At 42.7% G+C, this 25,205-nt stretch carries 26 protein-coding genes; 24 read left to right on the top strand and 2 right to left on the bottom strand.

What is annotated here, in order from left to right; all coding sequences use genetic code 11:
- Positions 1–7 precede the first annotated feature (7 nt).
- The 8 genes from NYE25_RS06445 (at position 8) to NYE25_RS06410 (ending at position 4,895) form a co-directional block, all read left to right on the top strand.
- Complete coding sequence (locus NYE25_RS06445) at positions 8–322, top strand: hypothetical protein (RefSeq protein ID WP_341145456.1); 315 nt, start codon at positions 8–10, stop codon at positions 320–322.
- Positions 309–803 carry an HK97 gp10 family phage protein gene (locus NYE25_RS06440; RefSeq protein ID WP_341145455.1) on the top strand — a complete coding sequence of 165 codons (495 nt, stop codon included), beginning with the start codon at positions 309–311 and terminating at the stop codon, positions 801–803. Before NYE25_RS06445 ends, NYE25_RS06440 begins: the two co-directional genes overlap by 14 nt.
- Positions 800–1,276, top strand: a complete 477-nt coding sequence (locus NYE25_RS06435; protein WP_341145454.1) for a hypothetical protein — start codon at positions 800–802, stop codon at positions 1,274–1,276. Before NYE25_RS06440 ends, NYE25_RS06435 begins: the two co-directional genes overlap by 4 nt.
- Positions 1,277–1,461: 185 nt before the next feature.
- Complete coding sequence (locus NYE25_RS06430; protein WP_341145453.1) at positions 1,462–2,265, top strand: undecaprenyl-diphosphate phosphatase; 804 nt, start codon at positions 1,462–1,464, stop codon at positions 2,263–2,265.
- A 130-nt stretch (positions 2,266–2,395) separates the two neighbouring features.
- Entirely contained in the window at positions 2,396–2,641 is a 246-nt protein-coding gene (locus tag NYE25_RS06425) for a hypothetical protein (protein WP_341145452.1), read from the top strand.
- The gene (locus tag NYE25_RS06420; protein ID WP_341145451.1) at positions 2,622–3,974 is read left to right on the top strand and encodes a phage tail sheath subtilisin-like domain-containing protein; all 1,353 of its coding nucleotides are present in this window, start codon (positions 2,622–2,624) and stop codon (positions 3,972–3,974) included. Before NYE25_RS06425 ends, NYE25_RS06420 begins: the two co-directional genes overlap by 20 nt.
- Positions 3,975–3,977: 3 nt before the next feature.
- Entirely contained in the window at positions 3,978–4,421 is a 444-nt protein-coding gene (locus NYE25_RS06415; RefSeq protein ID WP_060622117.1) for a phage tail tube protein, read from the top strand.
- A gap of 63 nt (positions 4,422–4,484) precedes the next feature.
- Positions 4,485–4,895 carry a hypothetical protein gene (locus NYE25_RS06410; RefSeq protein WP_341145450.1) on the top strand — a complete coding sequence of 137 codons (411 nt, stop codon included), beginning with the start codon at positions 4,485–4,487 and terminating at the stop codon, positions 4,893–4,895.
- 146 nt (positions 4,896–5,041) lie between these two features.
- Here the strand turns inward: NYE25_RS06410 and NYE25_RS06405 are convergent, their stop codons facing one another.
- Entirely contained in the window at positions 5,042–5,776 is a 735-nt protein-coding gene (locus NYE25_RS06405; protein WP_341145449.1) for a hypothetical protein, read from the bottom strand.
- 256 nt (positions 5,777–6,032) lie between these two features.
- Here NYE25_RS06405 and NYE25_RS06400 point away from each other — a divergent pair, with 256 nt between their 5' ends.
- The 15 genes from NYE25_RS06400 to NYE25_RS06330 all read left to right on the top strand — a co-directional run bounded on the left by NYE25_RS06400 (position 6,033) and on the right by NYE25_RS06330 (position 21,819).
- A complete protein-coding gene (locus tag NYE25_RS06400; RefSeq protein WP_341145448.1) occupies positions 6,033–10,145 on the top strand; it encodes a hypothetical protein in 4,113 nt (1,370 codons plus the stop codon).
- 3 nt (positions 10,146–10,148) lie between these two features.
- Positions 10,149–10,778 carry a hypothetical protein gene (locus NYE25_RS06395; protein ID WP_340969953.1) on the top strand — a complete coding sequence of 210 codons (630 nt, stop codon included), beginning with the start codon at positions 10,149–10,151 and terminating at the stop codon, positions 10,776–10,778.
- Between the two features lie 14 nt (positions 10,779–10,792).
- Positions 10,793–11,773 (top strand): XkdQ/YqbQ family protein, encoded by a 981-nt coding sequence (locus NYE25_RS06390; protein WP_340969950.1) that lies wholly within the window; start codon positions 10,793–10,795, stop codon positions 11,771–11,773.
- Positions 11,774–11,775: 2 nt separating this feature from the next.
- Complete coding sequence (locus tag NYE25_RS06385) at positions 11,776–12,117, top strand: hypothetical protein (RefSeq protein WP_341145447.1); 342 nt, start codon at positions 11,776–11,778, stop codon at positions 12,115–12,117.
- On the top strand, positions 12,107–12,544 hold the full coding sequence (locus NYE25_RS06380) for a DUF2634 domain-containing protein (RefSeq protein ID WP_341145446.1): 438 nt from the start codon (positions 12,107–12,109) through the stop codon (positions 12,542–12,544). The genes NYE25_RS06385 and NYE25_RS06380 overlap by 11 nt, the downstream gene beginning before the upstream one ends.
- Positions 12,541–13,371 carry a baseplate J/gp47 family protein gene (locus NYE25_RS06375; protein ID WP_341145445.1) on the top strand — a complete coding sequence of 277 codons (831 nt, stop codon included), beginning with the start codon at positions 12,541–12,543 and terminating at the stop codon, positions 13,369–13,371. The genes NYE25_RS06380 and NYE25_RS06375 overlap by 4 nt, the downstream gene beginning before the upstream one ends.
- Positions 13,368–13,913 carry a hypothetical protein gene (locus NYE25_RS06370; protein ID WP_341145444.1) on the top strand — a complete coding sequence of 182 codons (546 nt, stop codon included), beginning with the start codon at positions 13,368–13,370 and terminating at the stop codon, positions 13,911–13,913. Before NYE25_RS06375 ends, NYE25_RS06370 begins: the two co-directional genes overlap by 4 nt.
- Positions 13,913–14,236, top strand: a complete 324-nt coding sequence (locus tag NYE25_RS06365) for a hypothetical protein (RefSeq protein ID WP_341145443.1) — start codon at positions 13,913–13,915, stop codon at positions 14,234–14,236. The genes NYE25_RS06370 and NYE25_RS06365 overlap by 1 nt, the downstream gene beginning before the upstream one ends.
- A complete protein-coding gene (locus NYE25_RS06360; RefSeq protein ID WP_341145442.1) occupies positions 14,226–16,988 on the top strand; it encodes a pyocin knob domain-containing protein in 2,763 nt (920 codons plus the stop codon). The genes NYE25_RS06365 and NYE25_RS06360 overlap by 11 nt, the downstream gene beginning before the upstream one ends.
- A gap of 2 nt (positions 16,989–16,990) precedes the next feature.
- Positions 16,991–17,698: a hypothetical protein gene (locus tag NYE25_RS06355; protein WP_341145441.1), complete on the top strand. Its 708-nt coding sequence runs from the start codon at positions 16,991–16,993 to the stop codon at positions 17,696–17,698.
- Positions 17,699–17,820: 122 nt separating this feature from the next.
- Complete coding sequence (locus NYE25_RS06350) at positions 17,821–18,279, top strand: phage holin family protein (protein WP_262495753.1); 459 nt, start codon at positions 17,821–17,823, stop codon at positions 18,277–18,279.
- A complete protein-coding gene (locus NYE25_RS06345; protein ID WP_341145440.1) occupies positions 18,279–19,049 on the top strand; it encodes a M15 family metallopeptidase in 771 nt (256 codons plus the stop codon). Before NYE25_RS06350 ends, NYE25_RS06345 begins: the two co-directional genes overlap by 1 nt.
- A 346-nt stretch (positions 19,050–19,395) precedes the next feature.
- Complete coding sequence (locus tag NYE25_RS06340) at positions 19,396–20,013, top strand: hypothetical protein (protein WP_341145439.1); 618 nt, start codon at positions 19,396–19,398, stop codon at positions 20,011–20,013.
- Positions 20,014–20,097: 84 nt separating this feature from the next.
- Positions 20,098–21,090: a hypothetical protein gene (locus NYE25_RS06335; protein WP_341145438.1), complete on the top strand. Its 993-nt coding sequence runs from the start codon at positions 20,098–20,100 to the stop codon at positions 21,088–21,090.
- Between the two features lie 513 nt (positions 21,091–21,603).
- Positions 21,604–21,819, top strand: a complete 216-nt coding sequence (locus NYE25_RS06330) for a hypothetical protein (RefSeq protein ID WP_341145437.1) — start codon at positions 21,604–21,606, stop codon at positions 21,817–21,819.
- A 65-nt stretch (positions 21,820–21,884) separates the two neighbouring features.
- Here the strand turns inward: NYE25_RS06330 and NYE25_RS06325 are convergent, their stop codons facing one another.
- Entirely contained in the window at positions 21,885–22,262 is a 378-nt protein-coding gene (locus tag NYE25_RS06325) for a DNA-directed RNA polymerase subunit alpha C-terminal domain-containing protein (protein WP_341145436.1), read from the bottom strand.
- 1,285 nt (positions 22,263–23,547) lie between these two features.
- Between NYE25_RS06325 and NYE25_RS06320 the strand changes: the two genes are divergently transcribed.
- Positions 23,548–24,468: a hypothetical protein gene (locus tag NYE25_RS06320; protein WP_341145435.1), complete on the top strand. Its 921-nt coding sequence runs from the start codon at positions 23,548–23,550 to the stop codon at positions 24,466–24,468.
- The last annotated feature ends 737 nt before the right edge of the window (positions 24,469–25,205 follow it).

The following is a 25,205-nucleotide window of genomic DNA, read 5'->3' as shown; positions in this document are numbered from 1 at the left end:
TCACCGAATGAATACCCTGCTGGAGGTATACCGGGTCGGACGCCAGAAGGATGCGGACGATCTGTTCAGCGATCGTAAATCCGGAAAAGTCACAGATTTAAAATGTTTTGTTGTTAAGACCCAGACCGATGCCAAGGCAGAATCCACTCCTGTCATATACATTGTCAAAAAGACAATAGGTGTGCCGAAGAATGCAGACGTCCGAATCAGCGACGAAGTGTTACTGTTCGGACGTAAGTATCTGGTGATAGACTCTAACCCACGCCGTTATTGGCGTGAGTTATTAGTGACATGCGAGGTGAAAGGCAGTGAGCGTGCATGATTTTGACGGACTCGCGAAGAAATTCAAGAAGCTGAGTGATGAAGGTGTTAACCAGATCCTTAAGAACATTGCTGAGGCTGTGGGCGAAACACTTTTGAACCTAGTCATCGATGAGATTGATAAACAGGATCTGATTGACACTGGATTGATGTGGAACTCCTTTACTCGTGGAGAGGACAATAACATTTGGGAATGGGATGTTGACCGCAATTCTATTACTATCGAAGTCGGTTCCAACCTTCCTTATGCGCGCCATCTCAATGATGGATACACCATCCGTAAAGCACATTATGTTCCTGGATTCTGGAAGGCAAATGGTCAGTTTGTATATGATCCGGCTGCAAAGACAGGGTTTATGGCGAAACCTCGTGTCTTCATTGGTCGCCAATACTTTGACATCGCTGTGAAGGAGCTGGAAGGCGGTATGAACGCACTGATTATGAAGCGGCTGGAGAAAGAGCTGGGGAGGATGCTGTCATGATGGATGTGGGATTGAAAGCCTGGGCAGAACTCGTGCAGCGGATATACCCGGAGCTGCCGATTCTTCGAGATCGATCTCGCTGGTTAGCGGGGCAGTTTGATCGCCCTAGTGTATTTATCGAGGCGGATTTGGTATCCGATAAAGCACACACGCCGCGGGCAGACCGAATTATTGAGGATGTAGGGTTAGTCTTTCATTACGACATCGACCGCAATGTGGTAGAGGAGGCCGGGGAACCGATCCCCTTGGACTTATCTCCCTTCTTCCTTTACCTCCGCCAGCGAAGGTTCTGTGTGGTTTCTCAGCGCTTTGGAATTATGATGGTGATTGAGGCTCCACGTACTCGGCTGCAGAATGATAGGATGGAAGTTACGTTTAGGTATTCATATCTGTTTCAGGTACCGAAACTTGTGATCAAAGATGACGGGGAGCCTGTTCAGAAGATTAACGAATTTTTTATAGATCCAAGTTGAATTTACTGTTTGATTCTGTTGTTATGCTAACGGGAAATAATAGTTTAATAAACTGAAACAATGAGTAATGTGACAATTATGTCATTCTGAATTGAATATTGTTATGTTAATCGATGGGGAAGTTTACGTGTCTCCCTTATACTGGAAATTAAATGTTCTTATTTCCGAAAGGGGACTATCCACTGATGACTGATGTAATTAAAGCAATAATACTTGGCATAATAGAGGGCTTAACTGAATTTTTACCAGTATCATCTACTGGACATCTTATTTTAGCAGGCAATTTGCTTAGCTTTGAGGGAGACGCTGCAATAACTTTTAAAATTGTTATTCAGCTGGGTGCAGTGATGGCAGTTCTAATTCTTTATTGGAAAAGGTATTTGGAGATTGGGGCTAATATGATTAGAATGGATTTTTCCAAAAGTAAAGGATTAAATGTCATTCATATGATTTTGGCTATGTTACCAGCATTAATCCTATATCTTCTCTTCAAGGACACAATAAAAAGCCGATTATTTGGCCCAACCCCTGTTTTGATCGGTCTAGTTGTTGGTGGCGTGTTGATGATCATTGCTGCGCGGAATAGGCGAACTGAAACCGCTGATACTATTGATGGGATTAATTATAAACAAGCTTTCGGAATTGGTCTATTCCAATGCTTGGCTTTATGGCCGGGATTTTCGAGATCGGGTTCGACGATTTCAGGTGGTCTTTTGCTTGGCACTAGCCAAAAAGCCGCTGCAGATTTTACATTCCTTATTTCCGTGCCAGTTATGTTTGGTGCAAGCTTGTTGGATTTGTACGATAGTCGTGATTTGTTAAGTTCTGACGATTTACTTCTAATGTTAATTGGCTTTGCGACATCTTTTCTTGTGGCAATGATTGCAGTAGTGACGTTCATCAAACTGATTAAGAGACTTCGATTGGAATGGTTTGCTCTATACCGGTTTGTTTTAGCAGCTCTCTTCTATTTAATTGTCATACAGTAATTAGTTTTATTTGATTGTTAAGGATCTATCCTACAATCATTATGCTAATGGTAAACGATAATAGTACGGCATTAGCCGCCTAAGGATAGGCGGTTTTTTTTGGTTAGAAAAAGAGAGGAGTAGTTAAAGCATGAACTTAAAAAAACAGGTTCGCCAGCCTATTGATGTTGTTCCGAATGACCTGAACAAGCGAACAAAGCAGGAATGGATTGAGAGCGCAGTGGTTTTGAAGCGGGAACGCTTTGAAATTGCCGGCGCTCTTTTTGATTGTGACGAAGATGCCCTACTGTCTCAGCAGGAAGTTATTCAAAAGGTGCAGGCCTATTTGGGGCTGACAACAAAGGAGGAAACAGTGAATGTCGATACAACGGAATAGACCAGGCGCGTATGTGGAGCTGCAGGCGGTTGCGAAGTCTCGTGTCCTATCAGTAACTGGCCGTGTTTTGGTACCGTATCAAGCAGAGTGGGGACTGCCGAATAAAGCAGTGGATATGGCGGATCAGTCAGAGCGCTTCAAGGAATCTGGGCTACTTGTAGATGAGTTGGAACTGGCTGCAGAGAATGGTGCAACGGTAGTGGGGTACCGTGTCACAAATGGGAATGAGGTTGCTGCTTCGGTTGCAGTGGCCAGCAGCTACACAATTGAGGCCCGTTATCCAGGTACTCGCGGAAATGATTTTGAGTACCTAATTCGGGCGAGTCTGGTGGATGCGACAAAGAAAGAGATTGTCATTCGGGATACGAAAGGTATCTATGATACTGAGACGTTCTTGGTCGCTGATAAAACTGAAGCTATAAATGCTCTGAAAAAGTCAAACATGGTGCGTTTTAAGGATAATGGTGCAACGGCACTGGCTGATGTCCCCTATACCAAGTTGGCTGGCGGAGTTACTGGTACTGCAGCGATCACGGCAGCCAGTTGGAGCGGCATCTTTAATCGCATTGATGGTCTAGTGTTTGATGTCGTTTATCTACCATCCTCGGACGCAGCGGTACAAGCTGCTGCTAAGCAATGGCTGCTAGATCGGCGTAGCAAGGCTCGTAAGCTGGCACAACTGGTCATTGCAGGAGCATCGGGGTCTGATGATGATATTGAAGCTCACAACACCCGCAGCCGCGTTGCTAATGCTCGTTTTATCATCAATTGCTCCTTGGCAGGCGAACATTCCAACGGAAAGGCTTATACTTCCCTGCAGTGGGCAGCATGGGTAGCTGGTTTGGCCGCTGGAACACCTGCAAATAAATCCTTTACGGGTGTTAAGGTGCCAATGACTGAAGCGCTAGTGGATTGGAGCCATAGTGAAGTTTTGAAGGGGTTGGCTGAAGGCACACTGATGGCTACCCGGGATGGTTACGACTATATTATTGAGTCGGCAGTGAACACATTGACCACGCTTGGGGCAGGGGAAAGGGAGGACTTCGGTAAGATTCGAGTTTCCATGACGATAGACCAAATTTTGAATGACATCTACGCTGCTGGCAAAGCAAACAAGGCTAAGCTGGACAATGACAAAGATGGTCGGGGGATGTTTATCGCAGCAGTCGTTAGTTATCTGAAGACTCGTGCTGAACAAAAGGCGATAGGCTCAGAATTTACATTTACTGAGCATTCAACGAAGAAAAGTGATATGGATTATGCTTACTTCTCTTTGTCGGCAAAACCGCTCGATGCAATTGAAATCTTTAATATTGATTGGGAGGTGGCATAGTAGATGGAACGCGAACTTATTGGCCGTAATTTATCCGTGCAGGATGACAACGGGGATTCAATTCAAACGATTAAAGAAGTGGAGGTGATCCTAAAGCCGGAAACACTGGATATTATCCGCGCGCGGAAGATGTCCAAGACGAAGCAGATTGTGGGCTATGAAATCACTGTGAAGTTAGTAATGTCTAAACTGGAGTCCAGTCTTCGATACCGACTACTAGCCGATTTCAAGGCGGGTAAGACGATGTTCTTAGACCGGATTACCGGCTCTCTTGAGGACATGCAGACAGGTAATGTAGAACGGGTGATGATCAGCGGTGTGCATATTCATGATGAAATGGATCTGCTGGTTGCCAAGATTGATGACAACAATGGCATTGATATCACACTGTCTGGTACAGCGAATGATTTTGATTTTATTGAACAGTTTCCAGATTATATGGCATAGGACGGGTGACCGTCCTTTCTTTAAAAATCTCTTAATCAATTAAAAATTGGAGGAAAAATCACTATGAGCGATAAATTAGAAAAATACCTATCCAAAGGCAAAGCAGGTCGTAACGACGATACCATTACTGTGCCGGCAGACGGAGAAGAATGGTCTGTGCGCCGCCTGACTACTATTGAGGTACGCCGAGCCTATGAGCTGGCCTATGAAGACAACGGGGATCCGAAAGAATCCTATAACGAGATTGATGTCATGATCGTTAAAGCAACTGAGCATGATTTCGATTGGAACAACAAAGATTTGCTGCTGGTTTTCAACTGCATCAGTAAGTATGAGTTGCCACCGCGTATCCTAGACAATCCTGCTGATTATTCGGAACTTAGCAAATCTGTACGTAATTTCCAAGAAACGAAGGACGAACTTATGAAAGAAGCAAAAAACTCATCAAGCAAGACGGAGAAGCAAGCTGGGTAGCATCCTTTTGGATTAACCAGAAGCGGCTGCCGGCTGAAATCCTACCTTATGAGGTGGATGTACAGCGGCAGTATTTTTTCTGTCTTGCGGCTGGTATGGTAGCCGAAGAAGAAGCCAAGAGAGCTCTTAGAAAATAATATGGATCTTTATTTATCTAACTTGAATTTTGAAACAACAGAACCTTGGTCTAGATCCACAGTTAACCAATCAATTGTATCTGTCCCCCCAGATCCTGGATTATAAATTTGAAAAACAAAATTTTCATTTGCCATATGAGAAAACTCAACATATGTCAGTTTATCGACGTAGCCGTACTGAACTAAATTATTAGTTGCAAATGATTTAGCAAGTTCTAAAGCTTGTTGTTGTTCTAAGGAAAGTTCATTTTTATCATCTGTAACTAGGGGAGTGTTGTGATCAAGACAGGTGCCTCCAAGTATCTCGCAACTAATCTCTTGTGTAACTAGATTCACGTGGTACCACTCCATCACTTCAGTTGTAGCTTTACTCGATTGTTTAACTATGTAATTCCCTTTATCATCAGTTCCAACTATTTTTATAGACGAAATCCTTATTTGCTCTTGATTCAGCTTAGTATTCACTAATTTTAGTGCTTCGTCTTCACTTAAATTAGAATGGCTTTCTAAGGTGCTATTAGAGTTGCTTGGATTTACGTCAGAGCTATCCTGATTAACCGTTTCTGATCCATCAATAGTCCCAGGGTTTTCACTTGATTCTGCCTTTGTTTCAACAATTGTACCTATTTCTATTGTTTCATTTAGGTTTGTATTTAATGAGTCATTTGTAGAAACTTTACTTCTTTCATTATGAGAACAACCAATAAGAACCAAAAAAAATAATAATATCATTACTTTTTTCATAATACTTCTCCTCAATATAAAATTTATTAATAAGTTTTTTTGCGTTATATCTGATGAAATCCTTATACGAACTTAACAATATGTTCATCCACAGATATTCGTGAATTTGTTTAACAATCCTGCTTCGTAGATTTTTATTACGAGTACTTAGAGACCCATATCTATAAATGCAAGGGGGTGAACAACTATAGCAGCGACAACAAAAGTGACGGTCCCGTTCGAAGCACGGGATCTTATTTCCGGTGCTGTCCAGAATATGCGGAAAGCCATTCTTGGGGCGACTAATGATTTACTAGATTTTCGTCGAACTTCTGGACAAATGGGGGACAACCTTGTATCTGATCTTCGACGATCCAGGAGCGCGGCTGATGAATTAGGAAGTCACATTGGTGGCGCAGCGGACGAGACGCGTCGACTAGGGCGTACTAGCGTGGATGATATTTTCCGTCGTGCTCGTTCAGGTGCGGATGATTTGCGACGTTCGGCATCTCGGGCAGATTCGGAGATTCGCGGAATGAGTGATTCCCGGGTGCACTTAAGAGCACAAGATGAGGTTAGCACAGTCCTTGATGGTATATCTTCCAAAATTACAACGATTGCAGCAACTGCAGGAGCTCTAGTTCTAGGCGGTGGAATCAAAGACGCATTATTCGGGAATGTCATGGATTACTATTCTGAAGCTTCCCGAAGCGCGGCCTTATTGCCTACAGCTGCACGTGATCAAGGTCTTCAGACCGTGAAAGATCTAAATATTCAGGGCATTATTCCTTCACAGACGGAAGGGGCCAGACAATTAGCAGATATTGCCCCACTAGTCCGGGATAAATCGCAAACTAGCGAGTTTCTGAGAGCTTCAGCAATGATGAAATATCTCCTGCCAGATGCAGGGTTCGAAGAGATCAATCGCGCACTGGCGCAGTCAGCTGACACGTTCGGTGAAACTTATGCTTCTGTAACTGACAGCATGATATATGCCTATGAAAAAGTGGGAGATCGACAGAAAGATCTGTTCGACACATTTTGGGAGTACAGCGGTTATTTCAAAAACACCGGTGCAAACTCTGGTCAAATGGCCAACTTCTTGACACAGAGCGTGAAGGAGGGAGCCTTCAATTTCGATAAGCCTGCCGATTTTATCAAAGAGACATTCGGCGTGAAGGCTCTCGATGCGGGGGACATGGAGAAGTATTTCACTCTGCGCGGAGCTGGTAAGAACGACGCAGCAAAGCAAGCTGCCTCATTTACTAGTGACATTAACTCCGGTGAGGAGCAACGTGCAAAAGGAGCGCTAATGGCCCTAGTTGCTGATTTAGCCAGTCAGTCACAGAGTGAGTTGAAAGCTTCTCTAGTATCCCTTGGATCGGCTACAGCGGAAGACAACGGAAGTGCTGTACTTAAGACCTTTCAAGTACCTTTTCAACCTGCACCTTCTGGTATTGCAGGGACGACGGAAAGAATGGTCCAAACTCAACAGGCCGCGAATCCGATGCAGGATATTATTCAGACTCGTGCGCAGATCGATCAGCAAATGCAGGAGTTGGGAGCGAATCTATCAACAGCAGTTCTTCCAGCGCTTAAAGAATTCAATACTCTGATCACGGAAAACAAAGATGAAATACAAGAACTGGGTTCAAAAATAGTCGGTTTTATAAGTAAAGCGACAAGTTTGTATAGCGATCACTTTTCAACAATTAATAATTCTTTGCTGATCCTCGGGGGCAGTATAGCAGCTATAAAAGGGGTTAAGTTTGGAAAGGGGATTTTAGATGATTTAAGCAAGGTGAGCGGGCGATGGAGAGGCAATACCCCTACTTCAAACCCAATTGAAGAAGTCAATACTTCCACCCGCCGTAGATTCACTCTGAGACGTGGCACCACTGGTGGATCAAGTGGAGGCTTGGGTGACAGCCTGAGTTCTTTATCATCCATGACTGTAAATGCCAGTGTTGTTTATCTTAATGAAACTGGCGGCCTGGGTGGCTCTCTTGGCGGGCAGGGTGGTCGAACAGGAAGTAGGTTATCCCGGCGCGGGCGCACCGGCGCCGCTGGTTCTAGCACCCGAACAACGACAGGCGACATCAGTACAGGTGGCTCGATTAGAGCACGTCGGGGCACACGAACTACCAATATTCCAGATGTCGATTCAATTCCAGATGTAGCCGCAAGACGGGGACGAGTCACATATCGTAATACCACTCGGCTTCGGGGGACATCGGCTATTCCGGATATCATTTCGGATGTATCTGATATACCGGCTCGCCGAGGGGTGTTAAAAGGGTTAGCCAAAGGCGGGACCAAAGCCGTAAAAGCATTAGGAATTGCAGGTACTGTAGCGGGCATTGGATTGTCAGGGTATGACCTGTATCAAGCATCAAAAGATGATGGGCTTAAAGCCGGAGTATCGTCTACAGGTGGATCATTGGTAGGAGGTACAGCAGGGGGAATCCTGGGCGGTGTTGTTGGTTCGTTAGCTGGACCAATAGGCACTGCAGTAGGTGCAGCAGCAGGTGGATTGATTGGTGAAAAGCTCGGTTCGTTGGCTGATAATGCTGGATGGACGAAAAAGGCAGTAGATGGTATCTATTCGATCGGTGATTGGATTACAGGTAAAGGAAAGAAGAAGGAAGAGCCTGCAGTTACCGCTAAAGTAGTACCTGAAGCCAAGATCACCTTTGGTAACTTGACACCGGAACGAGAAAAACAGTTACAGGATACCTTCAACGCTTTCCGGTCCAATGTGGCCAAGGATGGATTAAAGACCGCATTGACCAGTGCTGTTAACGAGAGCGGCGTTAAAGAAACAGTCGATAAGATTAAAAATACATTTGTTGGCGCGTGGAAAAGCACAGAATCGGGCAATGCTCAGCAAAACGTGCAGGCTGTTGGAGCAGCTGCACAGAAAACAGCTGGACAGACTCAGCAGTTAGGTGTAACCACGAAAACCAGCACTGCTGGAATTGTTCAGGGTGCTGGTGCAGCGGGAGCGAGTATGCTCGGAATCGGGACTGCAGTAAAGACGGCGACCGATGAGACGAAGCAGCAGTTGCTATCGATACAAATAGTTACGAGTCAGAGTGAAAGCTGGGGCAGTACCATTATTACGAGGATTTCCAAGGGGATGCAGAGTAAATTTCCTGAACTTAAGTCGACAGCAATCGGTGCTATGGGTATTCTGAACACCCTGACTGGAGCAGGTGCGGCGAAATCTTTTGTTACCTCGAGTCTTCCCAATTCCAGTGGTGGTGCCGCTTATGCAAACGGCGATATTATTACTCGACCTCATATCGGGTTGGTCGGTGAAGCTGGGCCGGAGGCCATTATTCCTCTCTCTGCAGGGCGCCGGCAACGCGGGGTGGAACTGTGGGAACGTGCGGGAGCAATGTTGGGCGTTCGGGCTTACGCAAACGGAGGGATTGTTGGCGCGCAGCCTTTCCGAACTCAAGCTTACAAGGCTAAAGCCTACATTGATGATAACAACGATAATATTGGTTACGGAGCTGGATATGCCGAAGGAATCCATGGCTCACTTGAAATGGTAAAGAAGCAAGGCATGAAACGTTATACCAACGCCATGAGTAAAGCCAGTAGTCTCACAGATGCTTATAAGATACGAGCAACCGGTCATCAATTGCGTAGGCAGGCTGCCAAGATGAAGACTTTTGCCAGAAGTACAAAACTTCTTGGTAAAGTGGTTCGACCTGTTGGCTATGCCATGGATGCTTGGGATATCCTCTTTGCTGGCAAAGGAAACCGCGGGCGACAGACTGCTAAGGTAGCTGGTGGAATTGGAGGCGGGATCTTAGGTGGTGCTGCAACGGGTGCAATGCTTGGTACCTTTCTCATGCCTGGTGTAGGTACAGCCGTTGGCGGTGCAATCGGGGGGCTGTTAGGAACAATCGGCGGTGAGAAGTTGGCCACGAAAATGTATGATGGCATTTCTGGATTCTTTGGCCGACGAAAAAAACGTAAGAAGAAATACGCTGATGGTGGGCTTATCAGTGCTCCACACATGGGCCTGGTCGGTGAAGCCGGACCGGAGATGATTATTCCACTTTCGCGGCAGCGGAGTAAACGAGGAAGAGCATTGTGGGAACAGGCGGGGAGCTTACTTGGAGTTCGTCCTTACGCAGATGGTGGTGCGGTAGGTATGAGATCGTCCAGTATCCCGGTAGCGAAGACACTAGCGCAGGCACCTGCAGCGATCCGCGATATCGTAATTGAGAACATCAACATCGATTTTGGTGAACTGGCCAAGGGAATTACCAACTTTACTGAATTCGCCAAGATGCTGACCAGTCCACAGGGACGAGCGTTGTTCCGCAAGGTTTTCGGCGAGGAGTTGTACAATGCTCTGGAAAGTGGGGGATAAATCATGCTGACTATGATACGTGATAAGAATCGCTTCACATTTCCAATTACACCGGCAGAGATCCAGATCACCAGCAGCAATGAGATAGATTCCTTTGTTGTAATCACAGGTGAAGAGAAGACAAGTAAGAGACTCACTTCGAAGCTGAAGCGGGTCTCTTTTTCTGTGATCTTCCCACGAGCTTGGGAAGAGCTTTGGGAGACTGGAAAAGAGACGGTCGCTTACCAGTCTCCTGAACAGGCTTGGAAGTTGATGGAGGAATGGAAGCTCAAGCCGGTTGTTATTAACTTCGAATCACTGTTCTCGCAGACTATGTGGTTTGAGAGTTTCGAGGCTACGTATAAAGATGGCCAAGCGAATCTGCATATCAGTTTTAATTTCGTTGAGTTCAACCCAGTTAAAATTGTTTCATATTCCAATACAAAGCAACTCTTAAAGCCTGGTGTAATCATAACCAAGTCATCCAAAAGTCGGCCAAATACAACGGGGAAAAAAGATAGTAAAAATAAAACTAAGAAGAGCGATAAGCAGAAGAAAGCTGAAGCAAAAATAGCCGCCGACAATAAAAAGGGAAACTTTAATTATTTGGCTCAAAAGGAACGAATTCTGGACAAGAACTCTAGTGTTAAATAAAGGGCGGGATTAAAATGGACAATTTTGCGATTCTTTACGGAAAGGAGAGTAATCGACAGCTGTTGACGGATGCGGCAGTTGAATTGTCCTGGTCTTCAGCACGAGATGAAATCGCACGTAGCGCAACTATTCGACTCCGCAACGCTGCTGATCTGAAGGTAGCCGGCATGCTGATGTGCTTTTCATCACGGCTAAAAGGAATGGGAGTGCTTCATCACAAGAATCAGTTCTTCCATGGACCCATCATCAAGTATGAACAAAATGAGTTCACAGATGAATGGGAGGTTGAAGCTCGGGAGATGAGCTGGTATTTAGCGAAGAACAAAGGCACACGACCATACCTGAAGGGAGAGGCCGGTGCAGAGCTTCAGCGTTATATCAAGACTACTGGAATTGATTTTCGTTGTCCTTCGTTAGGGTTTAACCTGGATGAACGCTATGGCACGATGTTCCATTCAGAAGTTATCTTGGATGTGCTGCAAAAGGCATATGAGCGGAGCGGCTACCGTTATCATGTAGATGTAGTCCGGACGGATTCGAGTTTCTACTTACAGGTGGTTCGGGAAGGGACGAACACACTTGTTCCGGTCTTCATTCCAGAACAGATGGAAGCCAGTACCGCCGGCTATAGCATTGAGGAGACTTATACAGTCGTCACCGCGCAGAAGTATAAGGACGATAAGCTTGCTTCATCAGTAACTAAGATAGCAGCCGGTGCAGTTCAAGCCATGGGTCGAATGGAAGAGATTATCGAGGTTGAGGAAGATGAGGACCCGGCCACGATCGCTACGCAACGCCTGAAGGCTTTGTCGCAGGCGAAGCAGATTAAAAAAATTACTGTAAAGCATGAAGACCACACGCTGACAGGGCTTCGGGCTGGCTGGATGGTGTTGATCAAAACGGACCATACCTCCAAGTGGATTGTAGAGTCCGCTGAGAGCAGTTTTAAGAATGGGCTATACACTGTGAAGCTTGAGCTGGAAAGAAGGGAGTAACGTTGCTAAATGATGCTTTGAATTTGTTGAAGGAAAAGACGAAAGGTCATATTGACGCCCGAGATACCGAACGTGCGACATTATTGAGTTGGCCAAGTAAACCGGAAATTCAGGTAGAAGGTGACCCGGAACCATATCCTGCAGATAAACTGGTCTTTGCAGAATATCTGCAGGAACGTCGTATCGATGCAGTTTTTGAGGTTGAGCAACTTGAGGTTCCAAAGTTAACCGGTGTCCTAACGATTCCCAGCCCCCTGAAGGTTGGAGATCAGCTTATTGTTTCTCGCATGACGAGCCAGCGGTATTATGTGCTCGGAAAGGATGTGGGGAGCAGTGGCGGATAGCTTGTTTCCTGATTTGGACATATCGGACATCGGAGAAGTCGAGCTGACAGAATCGGTTGTCTCGGCCAAAAAATGGACTTACATGATCGATTATCGTAACCGGCGTGCCGTACTCACTGAAGATGGCCACCCGAAGAAGACAGGTTCTTATGCTGAGTACTTAGTTCAGACAGCACTCAAAATCCTTAATACAGAACGCTTTCGTTATGTCTTATACGGGGAAGAAGTTGGCGTGGAGAGATCGGAGTGGTCTACTTGGGAAGATGTAGAGATCAAACGAGATATGGAGGAAGCTTTGACTGCTCATACCGAGATTGTGCGTGCTGAGGTGCGATCGATGGTGCGAGAAGGACAGGAGATGCATCTTAGAATATTGATAACTGGCTTAGCGGGTCAAGTGGAACTGGAGGAGGCGATTAGTGTATGACCATTAAACTGAGTGATTTACCGTCACTCCCCTACATGCCTATCCTAGAAGAAGAGCCAGAGGAGATCTATCAACGTTGGGTGAACCGTGCCATAGCCTTGGCGCTTGAACGAGGGCTACCACCGCCGCCAACAGGAGAAGGGGAGTACTTTTATGATTTGTGGTACCCTCTTGCGTTGGAGCTTGCCGAACAGCAAATGCTATGGACGTATGGATTCCTTCAGGGCTTTCCCATCTGGGCGGACTCTGAGTATCTCGATGGTCACGGATGGGCTGCAGGTCTTACCCGCAAGGAAGGTGAGAGTGATGATACATTTCGCTTGCGTATGCTTGAACGCGCTGCTACCGAAATTGGGAGCGGACGTCGCAAAGATTATGAAACCTGGGCTACTGAGATGGCAGGTGTGGGTGGAGCCATTGCCCGTGAAAAAGAACGGCATGATAATTCCATTGATCTTTACTTGACCAACCTGGACGGACAGCCGATTACTGAGGAATTTGCTGAGACGGTCAAAGCATGGATGTGGGAGGAGCGGCGGATCGCTGGGCATGACTTATTGGTACATCCGGCTCCGGTCTTTAATGTACGCTTAGAGACAAGCTTGCTAACGTCTAGCGGTACCGATCTGACTGTGTTGGCAACAACCATTCAGCAGCGTGTGTTAGATTACGCGAGTGGACGTTCCAAACTAATATACAATTATGTGGCTGCCTTACTACTGCTACCTGGCGTAGAGGATTACGAGAATCTAACCCTTAATGGTGATGTAGAGGATATTGTTCTTCCGTTGTCATCTGTTTTGAGAGTGGAAGTGGTTTTATTATGATCCCGCTTAGATATCGGGAAATGCTTCCGCCGTATTGGTATGAAATCGATATGGCAGACCGGCATTTTTCAGTTTTTGAGAAAGAAATGGATGATCGCCTGCAGACGATAGACGATCTGAGTAATCAGTTTATCCTCAGGAGATCAACCTGGGCGTTGTGGATCTGGGAATGGATGTACTTCCGGAAGACTCAAGAGGGAAGTGATGATGAGCGTAGAGAGGCGATACGCCGAAAGCGCTGGGGCGATCGTCCTTTTAAGCTTCCTCTGCTGCGAGAACTGGGGAATCAGCATGGTAAGTTGATAAGTGTTTCAGAGGATTTTTTAGCAAAAGAGATCCATTTTGAATTTTCCTTAGTTCAACCGTTTAACATGGCAGGTCTACAGGCTGATTTTGAATACGTGCGACCGGTTCATATTCGTCGAGCAGTATTTAGTTCAGCAGTTCCGACGCAAGTCATTAATATAAAAGGTACTGGGTACTCGGATGGAGTGGACTTCCCGATTTGCGGGTTTGAAGTGCCGTTTGGGGGAGGGGAGTAATGGCAGACGTTATTAAGCAATTGTTTCTGGAGAAGTTGATTTCGAATTTGAATGGCCACATCGTCAGCGCGCGGGTGAATATAGGAGGCGTTCAGACGACGTATCCTATTTACAACACAATTGTGTCTGGTTTGTCTGTTCGAAAGTACATTTATATAACGGAGACGCAAGCTATCGGTAAACAACTTTTAGGCGCAGCCTTGTTGGATGCTGAAGGTAATATACTGGCAGATCAACCCCTTCTCGTAACTAAAAACGATAAGGGGTTTTTGATTGCCTTTGAATTTGTTTTGAGATTGGAGGTGAATGCTGGTGGCGTATAACAAGCAGCAATGGAAGGACGAAATTCCCGACTTGACCAAGCCGATAAGAGATTCCTTGGGAAAGCAAAAGACTGACCCGCAAACTGGACGGCCTTTGTACGAACTGGTCCAAGAAGGTACACGTCTTACAGCTCAGCGTTTGAATCACATAGAAGATGGTATTGAGACTGTCCATGAACTGTCGGATCAAAATGCTGCGGATATTGATGCTCATAAAAAAGATACAATCAAGCACATAACGGTTGCTGAAAGATCGGAATGGAAAGCCAAGGAGACACCTGCAGGTGCTCAGACTAAAGCAGATGCTGCACTATCAGCTGCCAAAACCTATGCAGATACCGCGCTGCTTGCAAAGGCAGATAAGTCATCCACTTACAGCAAAACGGAGACTGACCAGCGTATTCAAGCTGTGGTTGGGGCTGCGCCGGATGCTCTGGATACACTTAAAGAAATCGGGGATGCGCTGAATAATGATCCGAACTTTGCGGCAACAGTCACCAATCAGCTCTCGGGCAAAGTGGACAAGGTATCAGGCAAACAACTTTCAACAGAGGATTATTCTTCTGCAGAGAAGGCGAAGCTGGCCGGGCTTACACCTGGAGCTGGTGCTGCGGGATCGGCTACAGATGCTACGATAGGTAATCGTACTGCGGATCCTTCAATTACTACTCCCTATAGCTTAACAGGTACTATCACGCAGTGGTTCTCTTGGATTACCAAGTACTTCAAAGCCATCACAGGAAAAGCCAATCCATTCGATGCACCTGACATTACACTAGCTGCTACTAAGACGCACGTCGATAACACAGTAGTACACGTCACATCCGCAGAGCGTACTGCGTGGAATGCTGCTGAAACAAACGCAAAGAATGCGTCTATTCCTAAAACAGACAAAGGAGCTGCCAACGGTGTTGCTGGACTAGATGCAAATGTTAAAGTTCCTGATGCACAGATTCCTTCTAACATCGCACGTAAGGCTGTAGAGATTCCTGCTAGTGCAGACCTGAACACGTACACTTCCGAAGGGGAGTATTACCAAGGAACATCATCTATAGCGGCTACTATTGCGAATAAACCCGCATCGGCTGCATTCTACCTACGGGTGTCGCGGCACAACGGCGTAAACCAGTGGTTCATTACTTTTGGAATTCCCGGCACAGGGGAGATGATTATTTACACACGGAATGTGTATCAAGGTGTTTGGGGAGCTTGGGAAGAGTTAGAGACAAGCCGCAAGAAGAACATTGCTAACGGTTATGCAGGGCTAGACAGTAACATTAAGGTAGCTAGAGCTAATACCTACAACTCTTTGGGCGGCGCGTCAACAACCCCTGTAGTTGATTTAAACCTTGCGCTTACAGCGGGCGTATATCCTATCAGTCCCGTTACCTTAAATAAGCCAGACGCTAGTATGTGGGGACAAGTAATGGTAATTGTCAGCGGCGGAGAAACGCACGTTGATGCAAGCATGTGGACATGGCAAATCCTACTTCAATCTAGTGGTGGTTCGTATGTAAGAAGAAAAGACGCCACAAATCCTTGGAGTGCTTGGGTTCCGATGTGGACAGGGTACAATGATGCCCCATTATTTAAGGTTCGCGGTAGGGTTATAGGAGACTACAACACTTACACTACCAATGGAACCTATGAGGCTTTTGGTGACGTGGTTACAAACAACCCACCAACGGGAGCCTATGGGGTACTCAATGTATTTGCCCCATCGACGGGATATATAGTACAAGAGTACGTTTCAGTGGTTAATGGAGATAGGTTCGTTAGAGCGCGTACAGACACTGGTCTGCAATGGACTCCTTGGGTATCTGTCATAACTAGCGGTGGCGGCATCATGACAGAAGCGCTCACTAGGAATTACGATGGGAAAATGTATAAATACCATAACTTAGTAGGATATACCACTTCAGGAGTTACGACAGGTACAGTCAAAATCACACTGCCAAAAACGTGGTCTAACACTATAATGCGTCTAAAAATCAGTGGGTATGACCACGCATCAAACACAGGCGCTTGGGAACTAATGATAGGCGCTTATAACTATGACGGTGGGGGATGGTACACTAGTCCTAGCGTTAGCGTGGATGGAAAACCTCCATTCACATCAGTGAGACTAGCCGAAGATGGAACTAACTGCTGCATACTATTAGGTACTATGGCAACTGTTTGGGCTGACGTTACGTCTATAGAGGTTTCAGAAATGATGGCATCGTACTGGAACATCAGCGGATGGGAAAAGAACTGGAAGATTAGTTTACTTGCAGCGGAAACGGGTATCGTTAACGTAACAACTCCTGTTATAGCATACGGAAACGCTGATACTTTAAATGGGTACTCGCCTGATTCGTCCTCAAAAGCTAACACCATACCTGTCCGTGACAGCAACAAAAAAATTGCAGAAGTTGCAGCAACTAGGGCTGTGAGTAGTGAGGTACAACTAACCACAACATCGCCAGTGGTGGTTTCCACATACGTAGCCAAAGTATCCGCAATGTATACGGTGTTGCCATACCTTAGAGTGATGGCGGACGGAAAGACAGTCACTCTAGTTGTGAATTACACAAGTTTATCAGGAGCTAAAAGCAGGGTGGTGTTACCACCAACTCTAATGCCTATCAATGACTATGACTTCATACCAGTAACCCTAAACGCACAAGCGAATTCGACCATAACGATTGTGGCAACCACCAATTCAGCGAATGGTGTTTTTGTATCAGCGATACTCAGAGAGGAAGGATAAATATGGTACTTTATATACCGGGGAATGCAAAAGCATCCCAAGTGCTTGAAGGAGTTAAATACAGTGCGGGGACGACACAATATGGAACTGGAACAATGAAAAATATGGGTGACCAAGAAATGACCGCTGTGGGCGCTTATATGCAAGAGGGATATTTATCGCTTTCAATGGGGGGGATTGGAGACGGCAAATTTCAAGCCGTAAATGATGGTACACAGCTAACATATGCCGACCCTGTGCATGTATCTGCTAAGAACGTCATAATGGGCGTTGAAATGTTAGGGCTAGACGGCACAGCCACCTCAGACGCTAATGCAACAGCGGCAGATATCAGAGCAGGAGTAATAGCTTATAGCCAAGGTCAAAAGCTTGTAGGAACTTCTGTTTCTCCAAAGTATACCAAAGGGGAAACAAGACCTTACGCCGCTGGTTCTTATAGTAAAATTTCTGTTACTGGCACAGGATTTAAACCAAAATATGTCATAGCCTACTCCTCCGCACCTGCCGCTGATAAAATTTGTACTATCTGCGAGATGTATCCTGGCAGGATGGTGAACACGATGCAGAACGGCAGTGGAGCCGCAATGTCCAGCACCAAACAAGGGACTGGCGACGGATACTTTCAATTATTAGATAACGGATTTGATATGTGTGTAGGGTTTAATGGCGGCTTTGTAAGCGGGATAGTTACCTACGAGTGTTGGGGATAAGGAGAATGTACTCTGAATCTATTTGTTCATACTCTGCTGTGTCTTGAAACTACGCCGTATAGGCGTTATTATTTTGCCCTCGTAGCTGTTACGGGGGCTATTTATATTGAGGGGGAAGGAAATTGACAAAATCACAAATCGCTGCATCTGCAGTTGGGGCAGTAGCTGTTTCAGTGTTTGATTTTTTATATGGGGAGGCGGATGCTGTCATAACCATTATGGCTGCACTTTTATTTTTTATTATCATGGATTGGTTATCGGGTATTAGAGCCGCTAAGAAGGACAACACCTATGCCAGTAAGTACGGTATTGATGGAGTGTTTCGGACATTTTTTATGTTACTGCTGCCAGCGGGAGGACATCTGCTTGATATGGTGTTCGGATTGCCTGGAGCGATATTTGGTGCACTAGCAATCGGTACGTTGTATCACGTGTTACAGAGCATGACTGCTAACTCAATTCGGGCAGGGTGGGGGGATTCGCTCCCATTGCCAGTCTTAGATGTAGTACTCAAATGGGTAGGTAGCGAGTTGGATAAAAAAGTTAAACGCGCTGCCAGTAGAAAAGGGGATGAGGAGTAATGTCTCTCACACTGGATCAAGTAAAGAGCAAATCAGCTACAAGATTGATAGGATTAAACCCAGTTGTGATGGCTGCTATCACAGTGTTAATTGAACGCTGTTACGCTAGGGGAGTGCCTATTTTAATAACTCAAGGATTACGGACTATTGCTGAGCAAGAAGCTCTCTACGCACAAGGGCGTACAAAACTTGGATCTATTGTCACTAATGCCAAGGGAGGAACCAGTTACCATAACTTTGGACTAGCTATCGACTTCGCATTGTTACTACCAGATGGCAAACAGGTATCTTGGGATTTAAAACGTGACGGTGACAGTGACAAAGTAGCTGATTGGACGGAGGTAGTTCAGGAGGCTAAAGCTCTCGGCTTTGAATGGGGCGGTGATTTTGTCTCTATTAAGGATGCACCACATTTTCAAATGACTTTTGGGCTGACAACTTCACAATTACGTGCGGGTGCTAAGCCATCAGAGATCGCTATGGCAAAAGCAGCAACTATTATAGATCGACTAAAAGAGGAGGTAAAGGAAGACATGAGTAGAATTGCGGAGTTAGAAGCAATCGTAGCGAAGCAGGCTGAGCGCTTAACAACCCTAGAGAAGCGCTTAAACATCTCAGGGAAGGAAACGTATGCCAACAATTACACAGAGGCTATTACGGCTGCTAAAGCGGCAGGAGCGATTACAACATCGGCTGATAAGTCAAAACTTGAGCTTAATATTATTCAGATGTTTTACAATCTTGGTTTGTTTAAGAGAGGGGATAAATAATTAATCAATGGATAATCAAAACCTATCTAATGTTCTGGCGTTCGCCTCGGTTATCGCCGTTCTTACTACGGTTTTGGCTCAAAACGGAATCGTCGATGTGGATATTGAACACTCTTACACGTGTAGATGAAATAAGCGATTCGAAACCCTCTGCGATGTGAAATCTAAAGATTTACAAGAAATAAATCTATAAAACTTGTATAAATTATTTAATTATTGTAAAGTTATTACATAGAAAATTATGGAGGTGATTAATATATTTTCCTTATAAGGAGTGATTAGAGGGCTGAATTCGCTTCTTCTACCAAAAGTAAGTATATTATTAACATTATAGGAGGAATATTTTATGAAAAGAATTAAATTATTAACTTCTATTGTTTTGTGTGCTTCAATGGTACTTCCATTTTCAGCAAATGCCAGTTCTTTAACTCCTAATGATGAGAACATTCAAATTGAGGGTAAGAAGATAGCAGATGCATATAGCGTTGGAGATAAGCTCTCTGAAGAAGATCTGAAATTCATTCTTGATAATGCTTATTCGGTAGAAAATACCGCTAGTAAAGCTGAATTTTCAGCGGCCTCTGCTGATAGTTGGAGCATTTATGGTATGAAACGGAGTAGCAATAATACTGTGGAAGGCGAAGTGGGTGGCAGTGTTACGGTTGATGTTGGAGTGATATCAATTAATGTGTATGGAAGTTTGCAGGCTAATAAGGTTCGTGGGTCTGTTAATTCGACAGTAGCTAATTATAGATTTGTAGCCTACGGTCCAATATCAACGGAAGCACCATATGTCGGGAAAGTTGCTGATTGGACTCAAACAGCAAGTGGAACTAGCTCGGCATCCTTAGGTATTTCAAAACTCACATACGCAAATGTTGTAACTTATATGATGTATCCGGAAGGTGTCTTAACTTATTCTGGCGGGACTCTTAATGTAACCGGGACTGCTACGAAACAATAATAATAACAAAATTCACTACGTAAACAGCTATGCCAGAAAAATAAATTCTGGCATAGCTGCTTTATGTGAAGAAGGATGAGTGCTTTGAGCAGAAAAATTATACTAGCTGTTTTATCCTTGATGTTTATGTTCTCTACATCTGCCTGTGATTCTTTAGATCCCAATAATAAACTCGTAGAAACTCTCAAAGATACTTACTTCGAGGATAATCAAGTATCTGGCTTTATAAGCACACTTACAAACCAAATTGATATTTCATCCACGTACTATACTTTCGAGATTAATCGCTTTTACGGAAATTTAATTCAAATAAATAAAGAAAAACTTAAAATATTAGTGTTAACAAAAATTTCGAGTATGACCCAAGAAAAAAATCTTAGTAGAGCACTTATTGAAGAAAAAGACACGATCTCTCTTGCAAAAGAGTTAGTGATTCAATTAGACGAAGACTTAAAAAAAAATATAATTAATTCTTTGGAAAAACATTTGAAAGATGAATCAAAGCAAACCCCAAATACAGATCAAACCACGATTAATATTAATCAACAATATAAACTACAGATTCACTTTAATTTTTTATCTATACTTAATTCAATGAATATGAAAATATCTCCATCTATTAAGGAGCTTATAAAGAGTAATTTAACAATGGTTGAGAAGAGTTTAACACTTTCAGAGCAAAAAAGTATTAAAGCTATTTACTATACCTACTTTGTTAAAAAGTGGTTAAGTATACCTGTAGATGAGCAAACTGTAACTGAAAAATTAGATCTTTTAAGACTCGCCGATCACAGCTATCTTTTTCTTCCGATCAAGGATCAGTTGGAATTAAAAATTAATGGTAGCGATAATGGAGATATTTCGTCTACAAGATTGGCAAATGAAATATTGGTAGATCTCTATGGGGTTAAGAATTTGAAGAATAAAGAGGGAACGCTAAAATATATTAGTCATTATATTGAAAAAATGAATAATTTGACTTATGAGAGTTCAACTATATATATTAATGATATGTACGAAGTCGTTTATTTATCAGGGGTAATGGGATATCATGAATTTAGAAAACTTAAACGCTGAGACGGAGGAATAAGTTTGGAAATAGTTTGGACTAATTTAATATTAACTGTGATTATTTCGGGGATACTAATATTTTTAATTATTAAAGGCATCAGTTCATTAGTAAGAAGTTATAAATCAAAGAAATAACGTTATAGACGAATATAGTATGTCATGGTTATATTTGCGAGTCTCTGACTTTGAAAAAAATTATCAAAGAGTGTTGACAAAAAAACTGAATTTCAAATCACTTACCCTGCTGCTATGGTGGGGTATTTCTTTACGTTCAGAAAAATTTCCTCTACCAGTGATATGGAGTGCATATACATAATGTTCCAAATGAATTAATCTATACTTATGAATAATGAAAACTATCAGTATAGAGATATATACTTTTTTGTAGGGAATCCAGCAATTCTATGGATCACCATACTTGGCTTGGTGCTACTGGGATTTGTATTGTTTTATTTCATTAAGAAATACATAAAGAGAAGAAAATGAGAGACAGGTATTTAATACATAGGAGTGATCATTTTGAGCAATGTATACAAAGTCCTAAAGACAGACTCTGAATTTCTAACGGCTGCTTTGTCACAGTCTCAATTAGATATACTTGAACGTCGTGGTGATCTGGCTGGCTGTATAATTGATTGTGAGGGTCCAGTCCAAAAGTGGAGCCCAGTTAGCGTTAAGGTTGCTGATGCTTATTACATGAGAAGTGAATTTGAATTCAGAATGGTTTTAGCATAATTGACAGTTAGTAACGACAAATTTAAGTAGAAACCCGTCAGATTATATTGACGGGTTTCTTGTATTTATATTTCAATCCCTAACTCAAGTAATTGGTGTTTGACAAGTGGCAATTTTTTAATCCGTTCAATTTTATCTCGTAAGGGTTGTTCTAAAATATTTGTTTCCAAAATTAACTCAGGTTTTCGAGAAATGTTTTCTAATAAATCAAACAAAATAGTCAGACCCTTTTTTCCAAAGTTTCGGGATGTTGTTAATTCATTCATCGTAGTGTTTAGCACATCATCAATTGTCGAATACTTGTTTTCCTGAAGTGAATTGAGAATTCTGGAGATACTTTTGTTAGAAGAGTCCGTGGCAGCAATTCGTAAGAAATGGATAGGAAATGGGTGAAATACTTTAGGAACGGGGAATAAAAATTTCAGTGATACATTCTGCTTCATCTCAAGCCTCCTGATGTAAAATTATGTGCCACTTAAACGCGTATATATAGATTTAACCTTTGAGTTTAGATTTAAATCAAATATTAGGTCAGAAAATATTACATATTTGAGGTATGAGGGAAGAATATCTGATAGGTGCAATGCAATACATAGTAGATTCCCATAAGCGTGTATAACTAATACCCACTAACCTTAATTGGTAGGCGGGTATATTTATATCCAAATATCAAAAAGACCCTCAGTGAATTTAAGTTCACATGAGGGTTAAGTTTTGTATTGATTGTCCGGATTTATTTTATGCTTGAAAAATAAAGTTGTGACTCATAGATGATTCTCAATCTTAAAATCTTCCTCAGTTTGTCCATAGCGACTGATTTATAAGGCAGCGGTTCGAAGTTAGATTATACATAAATAACTCACAAAAACCTTCAGTTAGCTTCTTTTTGCGGCTATCAAACTTCTTTTATGCGTTTGATAGCCCAAGAGGGGAAGGAAAATAAACCACTTTTAGTTCTGATTATGTAGTAGCCTGAAGTATCGCTTTCCTGACAATAACCAACGTATGTCTCTCCGCTGACGAGATGTACATGAAGTTGTGTTTCAGTTTCTATTGCGTGATATAGCAGTAAATGTTCCACTATAAACACTCCTTGAAAAAATAGATTTTATTCTTTTAAATAAACAAATTAATATTAACTAACGCAGATTTAACAATATTGTAATATCTAATACTCTGCTGCATTTTTTTAATGACTTGATATAGTTCCGATTTTAAAAATCGACCAAGCAAACATAAATGGGTACCGGAGAAGGAAGTATGGTTCTTCCTTCACCCGTTGACGGGTATAAATCCAATGATTTTCTTCTACCATTTCTTCTACCATCATGCAGGACTTTAAAGAACCCTAAAGAACCTCATAATGAGTAATGCCGTGTTGTTGTACTCGTATAGGACCTTATAGAACCCTTTAGAACTTATATGGGTCGCACTCGTAATGCGTAGGTCGGGGGGGAACCCCTTCACCAGCATCCCAAGAAAAACATATGTAGCACGGCTTTCCGGAGATATCGGCGGCTGTGCTTTTTTTATGTGCGTTTAAAGTTCTAACATTTGGTCGAGTAAAGCGAATTCTTAGCTTATTGTTAGAAATCAGAATGATTTGTGCTATTTTACTAAAGTGAAGGATAATTTTATAAAAACACGAATACTTCACTTATGGAACTATTTGCGAAATCTATGTTAAAGACGTTTCAAAGATAAAACTAAACAGAAGAGGAATGAAATATGAAAAAGCAAAAACAAAAACAAGTGAGCACTGAAAGAAAAAAAGATAAAGACTATCTTATTGTTAATGTAGAGCAAAAGGATTATGAGTTAATAGATTTGAGGACCAATAAACCAATATTTTTTTATAGCGATCCTCTAAGCGAAAATAAAGAAACAGGATCTGCAGTATTTCAAGAACTAGACTCAATTCAGTTTCATACCAAAATAGATGGTAAGAAAAACACTCTAGAATATTTTTCTCCTAATAGTGTTGGAATATTGCTTTCAGTATCGAATAAATCAATGGTGGAAGCAAAATCTTTATACAATGAAAAGATAAATCCAGATAAAATAAACCATTTTGAAATAGACGAAGCGCTTGACCGATTAAGTAACATAACAAATAAATCTCGTTTAGTGTATGACTATATTGAACTGATACAGACAAGTATAGTATTTGGTTATACAGCATTGGAAGCATTTGTTAATCTTAGTATCCCTGATGATTATCAGCACAACGAAAAGAACTCAAAAGGAATCAATGAAATCTATGATAAAGAAGCCATTGAGAGGTGGCTATCATTGAAAGTAAAACTTAGTGGTATTCTCGTATCTATATACGAAACTAAGCCAATAAAACAACTTCAATTGTGGACTAGGTATAATCAATTTGAAGAATACAGAAATGAAATCATACATCAGAAGTCTGTAAACCACACTAACTTTTATAAGAAGTATTTTAACAAAGAGATTTTTAACTTATGTAAGGTTCCGGAAGAGATAATAAAGTTCTTTTTTGATGAAAGAACTCAAAATGGTCAAACAAACCCATTGTGGCCATGGGTGATAAATGCAAAAAATGATTTTCCTAGTAGGTTTTTAGATCCAGCTAACGTAGAAATCACAGGTAATATTTTTGAAGGGAAATTCACAAAGTAGTTGTACCTAGCACAGCAGGTCTCGAACGGTACATATAAATATTTCAGGGCGCTGTTATTATAGATAAATTGTATCTGTATTTAAAAATCCATAAAAGAACCCCCGGATTTCTCCAAGGGCTAATGGTCACGGAATTGGTCACGAACACAATGAAACTAGATTTAATTAATAACCAGTTATTCTTATTAAATCAACCATTCCCGAATAGAATGTAATACATTTATGTCTTTCCTCTATATCAGTTGGTTAGAGCGGTCGGTTTATAACCGATTGGTCGGGGGTTCGAGTCCCTCAGGACCCACTTAGCAAAAAACCTTACTTTGTAAGTTTTTTTGCTGTCTTGAGAGTGCAATAGTAAATGGTCACATTGGTCATGGCGTTGATGTTGTGACTGACTGATGTTCGAAAATCAGTCTAGACTGGCAAGCGTTACGAATGATCATGAGTAGCAATTGGAACTTCAACGTAAGCTGGAGGTGCTCCGGTTGACGGGACGGGTTCTAAAGACTTAACATATATAATAGAAGGAACACATTTATAAGAAATTAGAACAAAAGAAAATCATCTGATAAAATCACGGAAAAATCACATAATCTCTTTTTATTAGTTTGTACCTGTTTCTACTTTTAAGGGGTATGTGTCCATCAGCGGCAAAAATAAATCATATTTTTACACTGGTTTTGACCTGTTTTGATGGGCTATGTAATAATATAATAAAGTATATATTCAAAAACGTG

This window comes from Paenibacillus sp. FSL E2-8871, assembly GCF_038000345.1.
GTDB lineage: Bacteria > Bacillota > Bacilli > Paenibacillales > Paenibacillaceae > Paenibacillus_AQ.
This window is presented reverse-complemented; position numbering and strand designations above follow the sequence as displayed.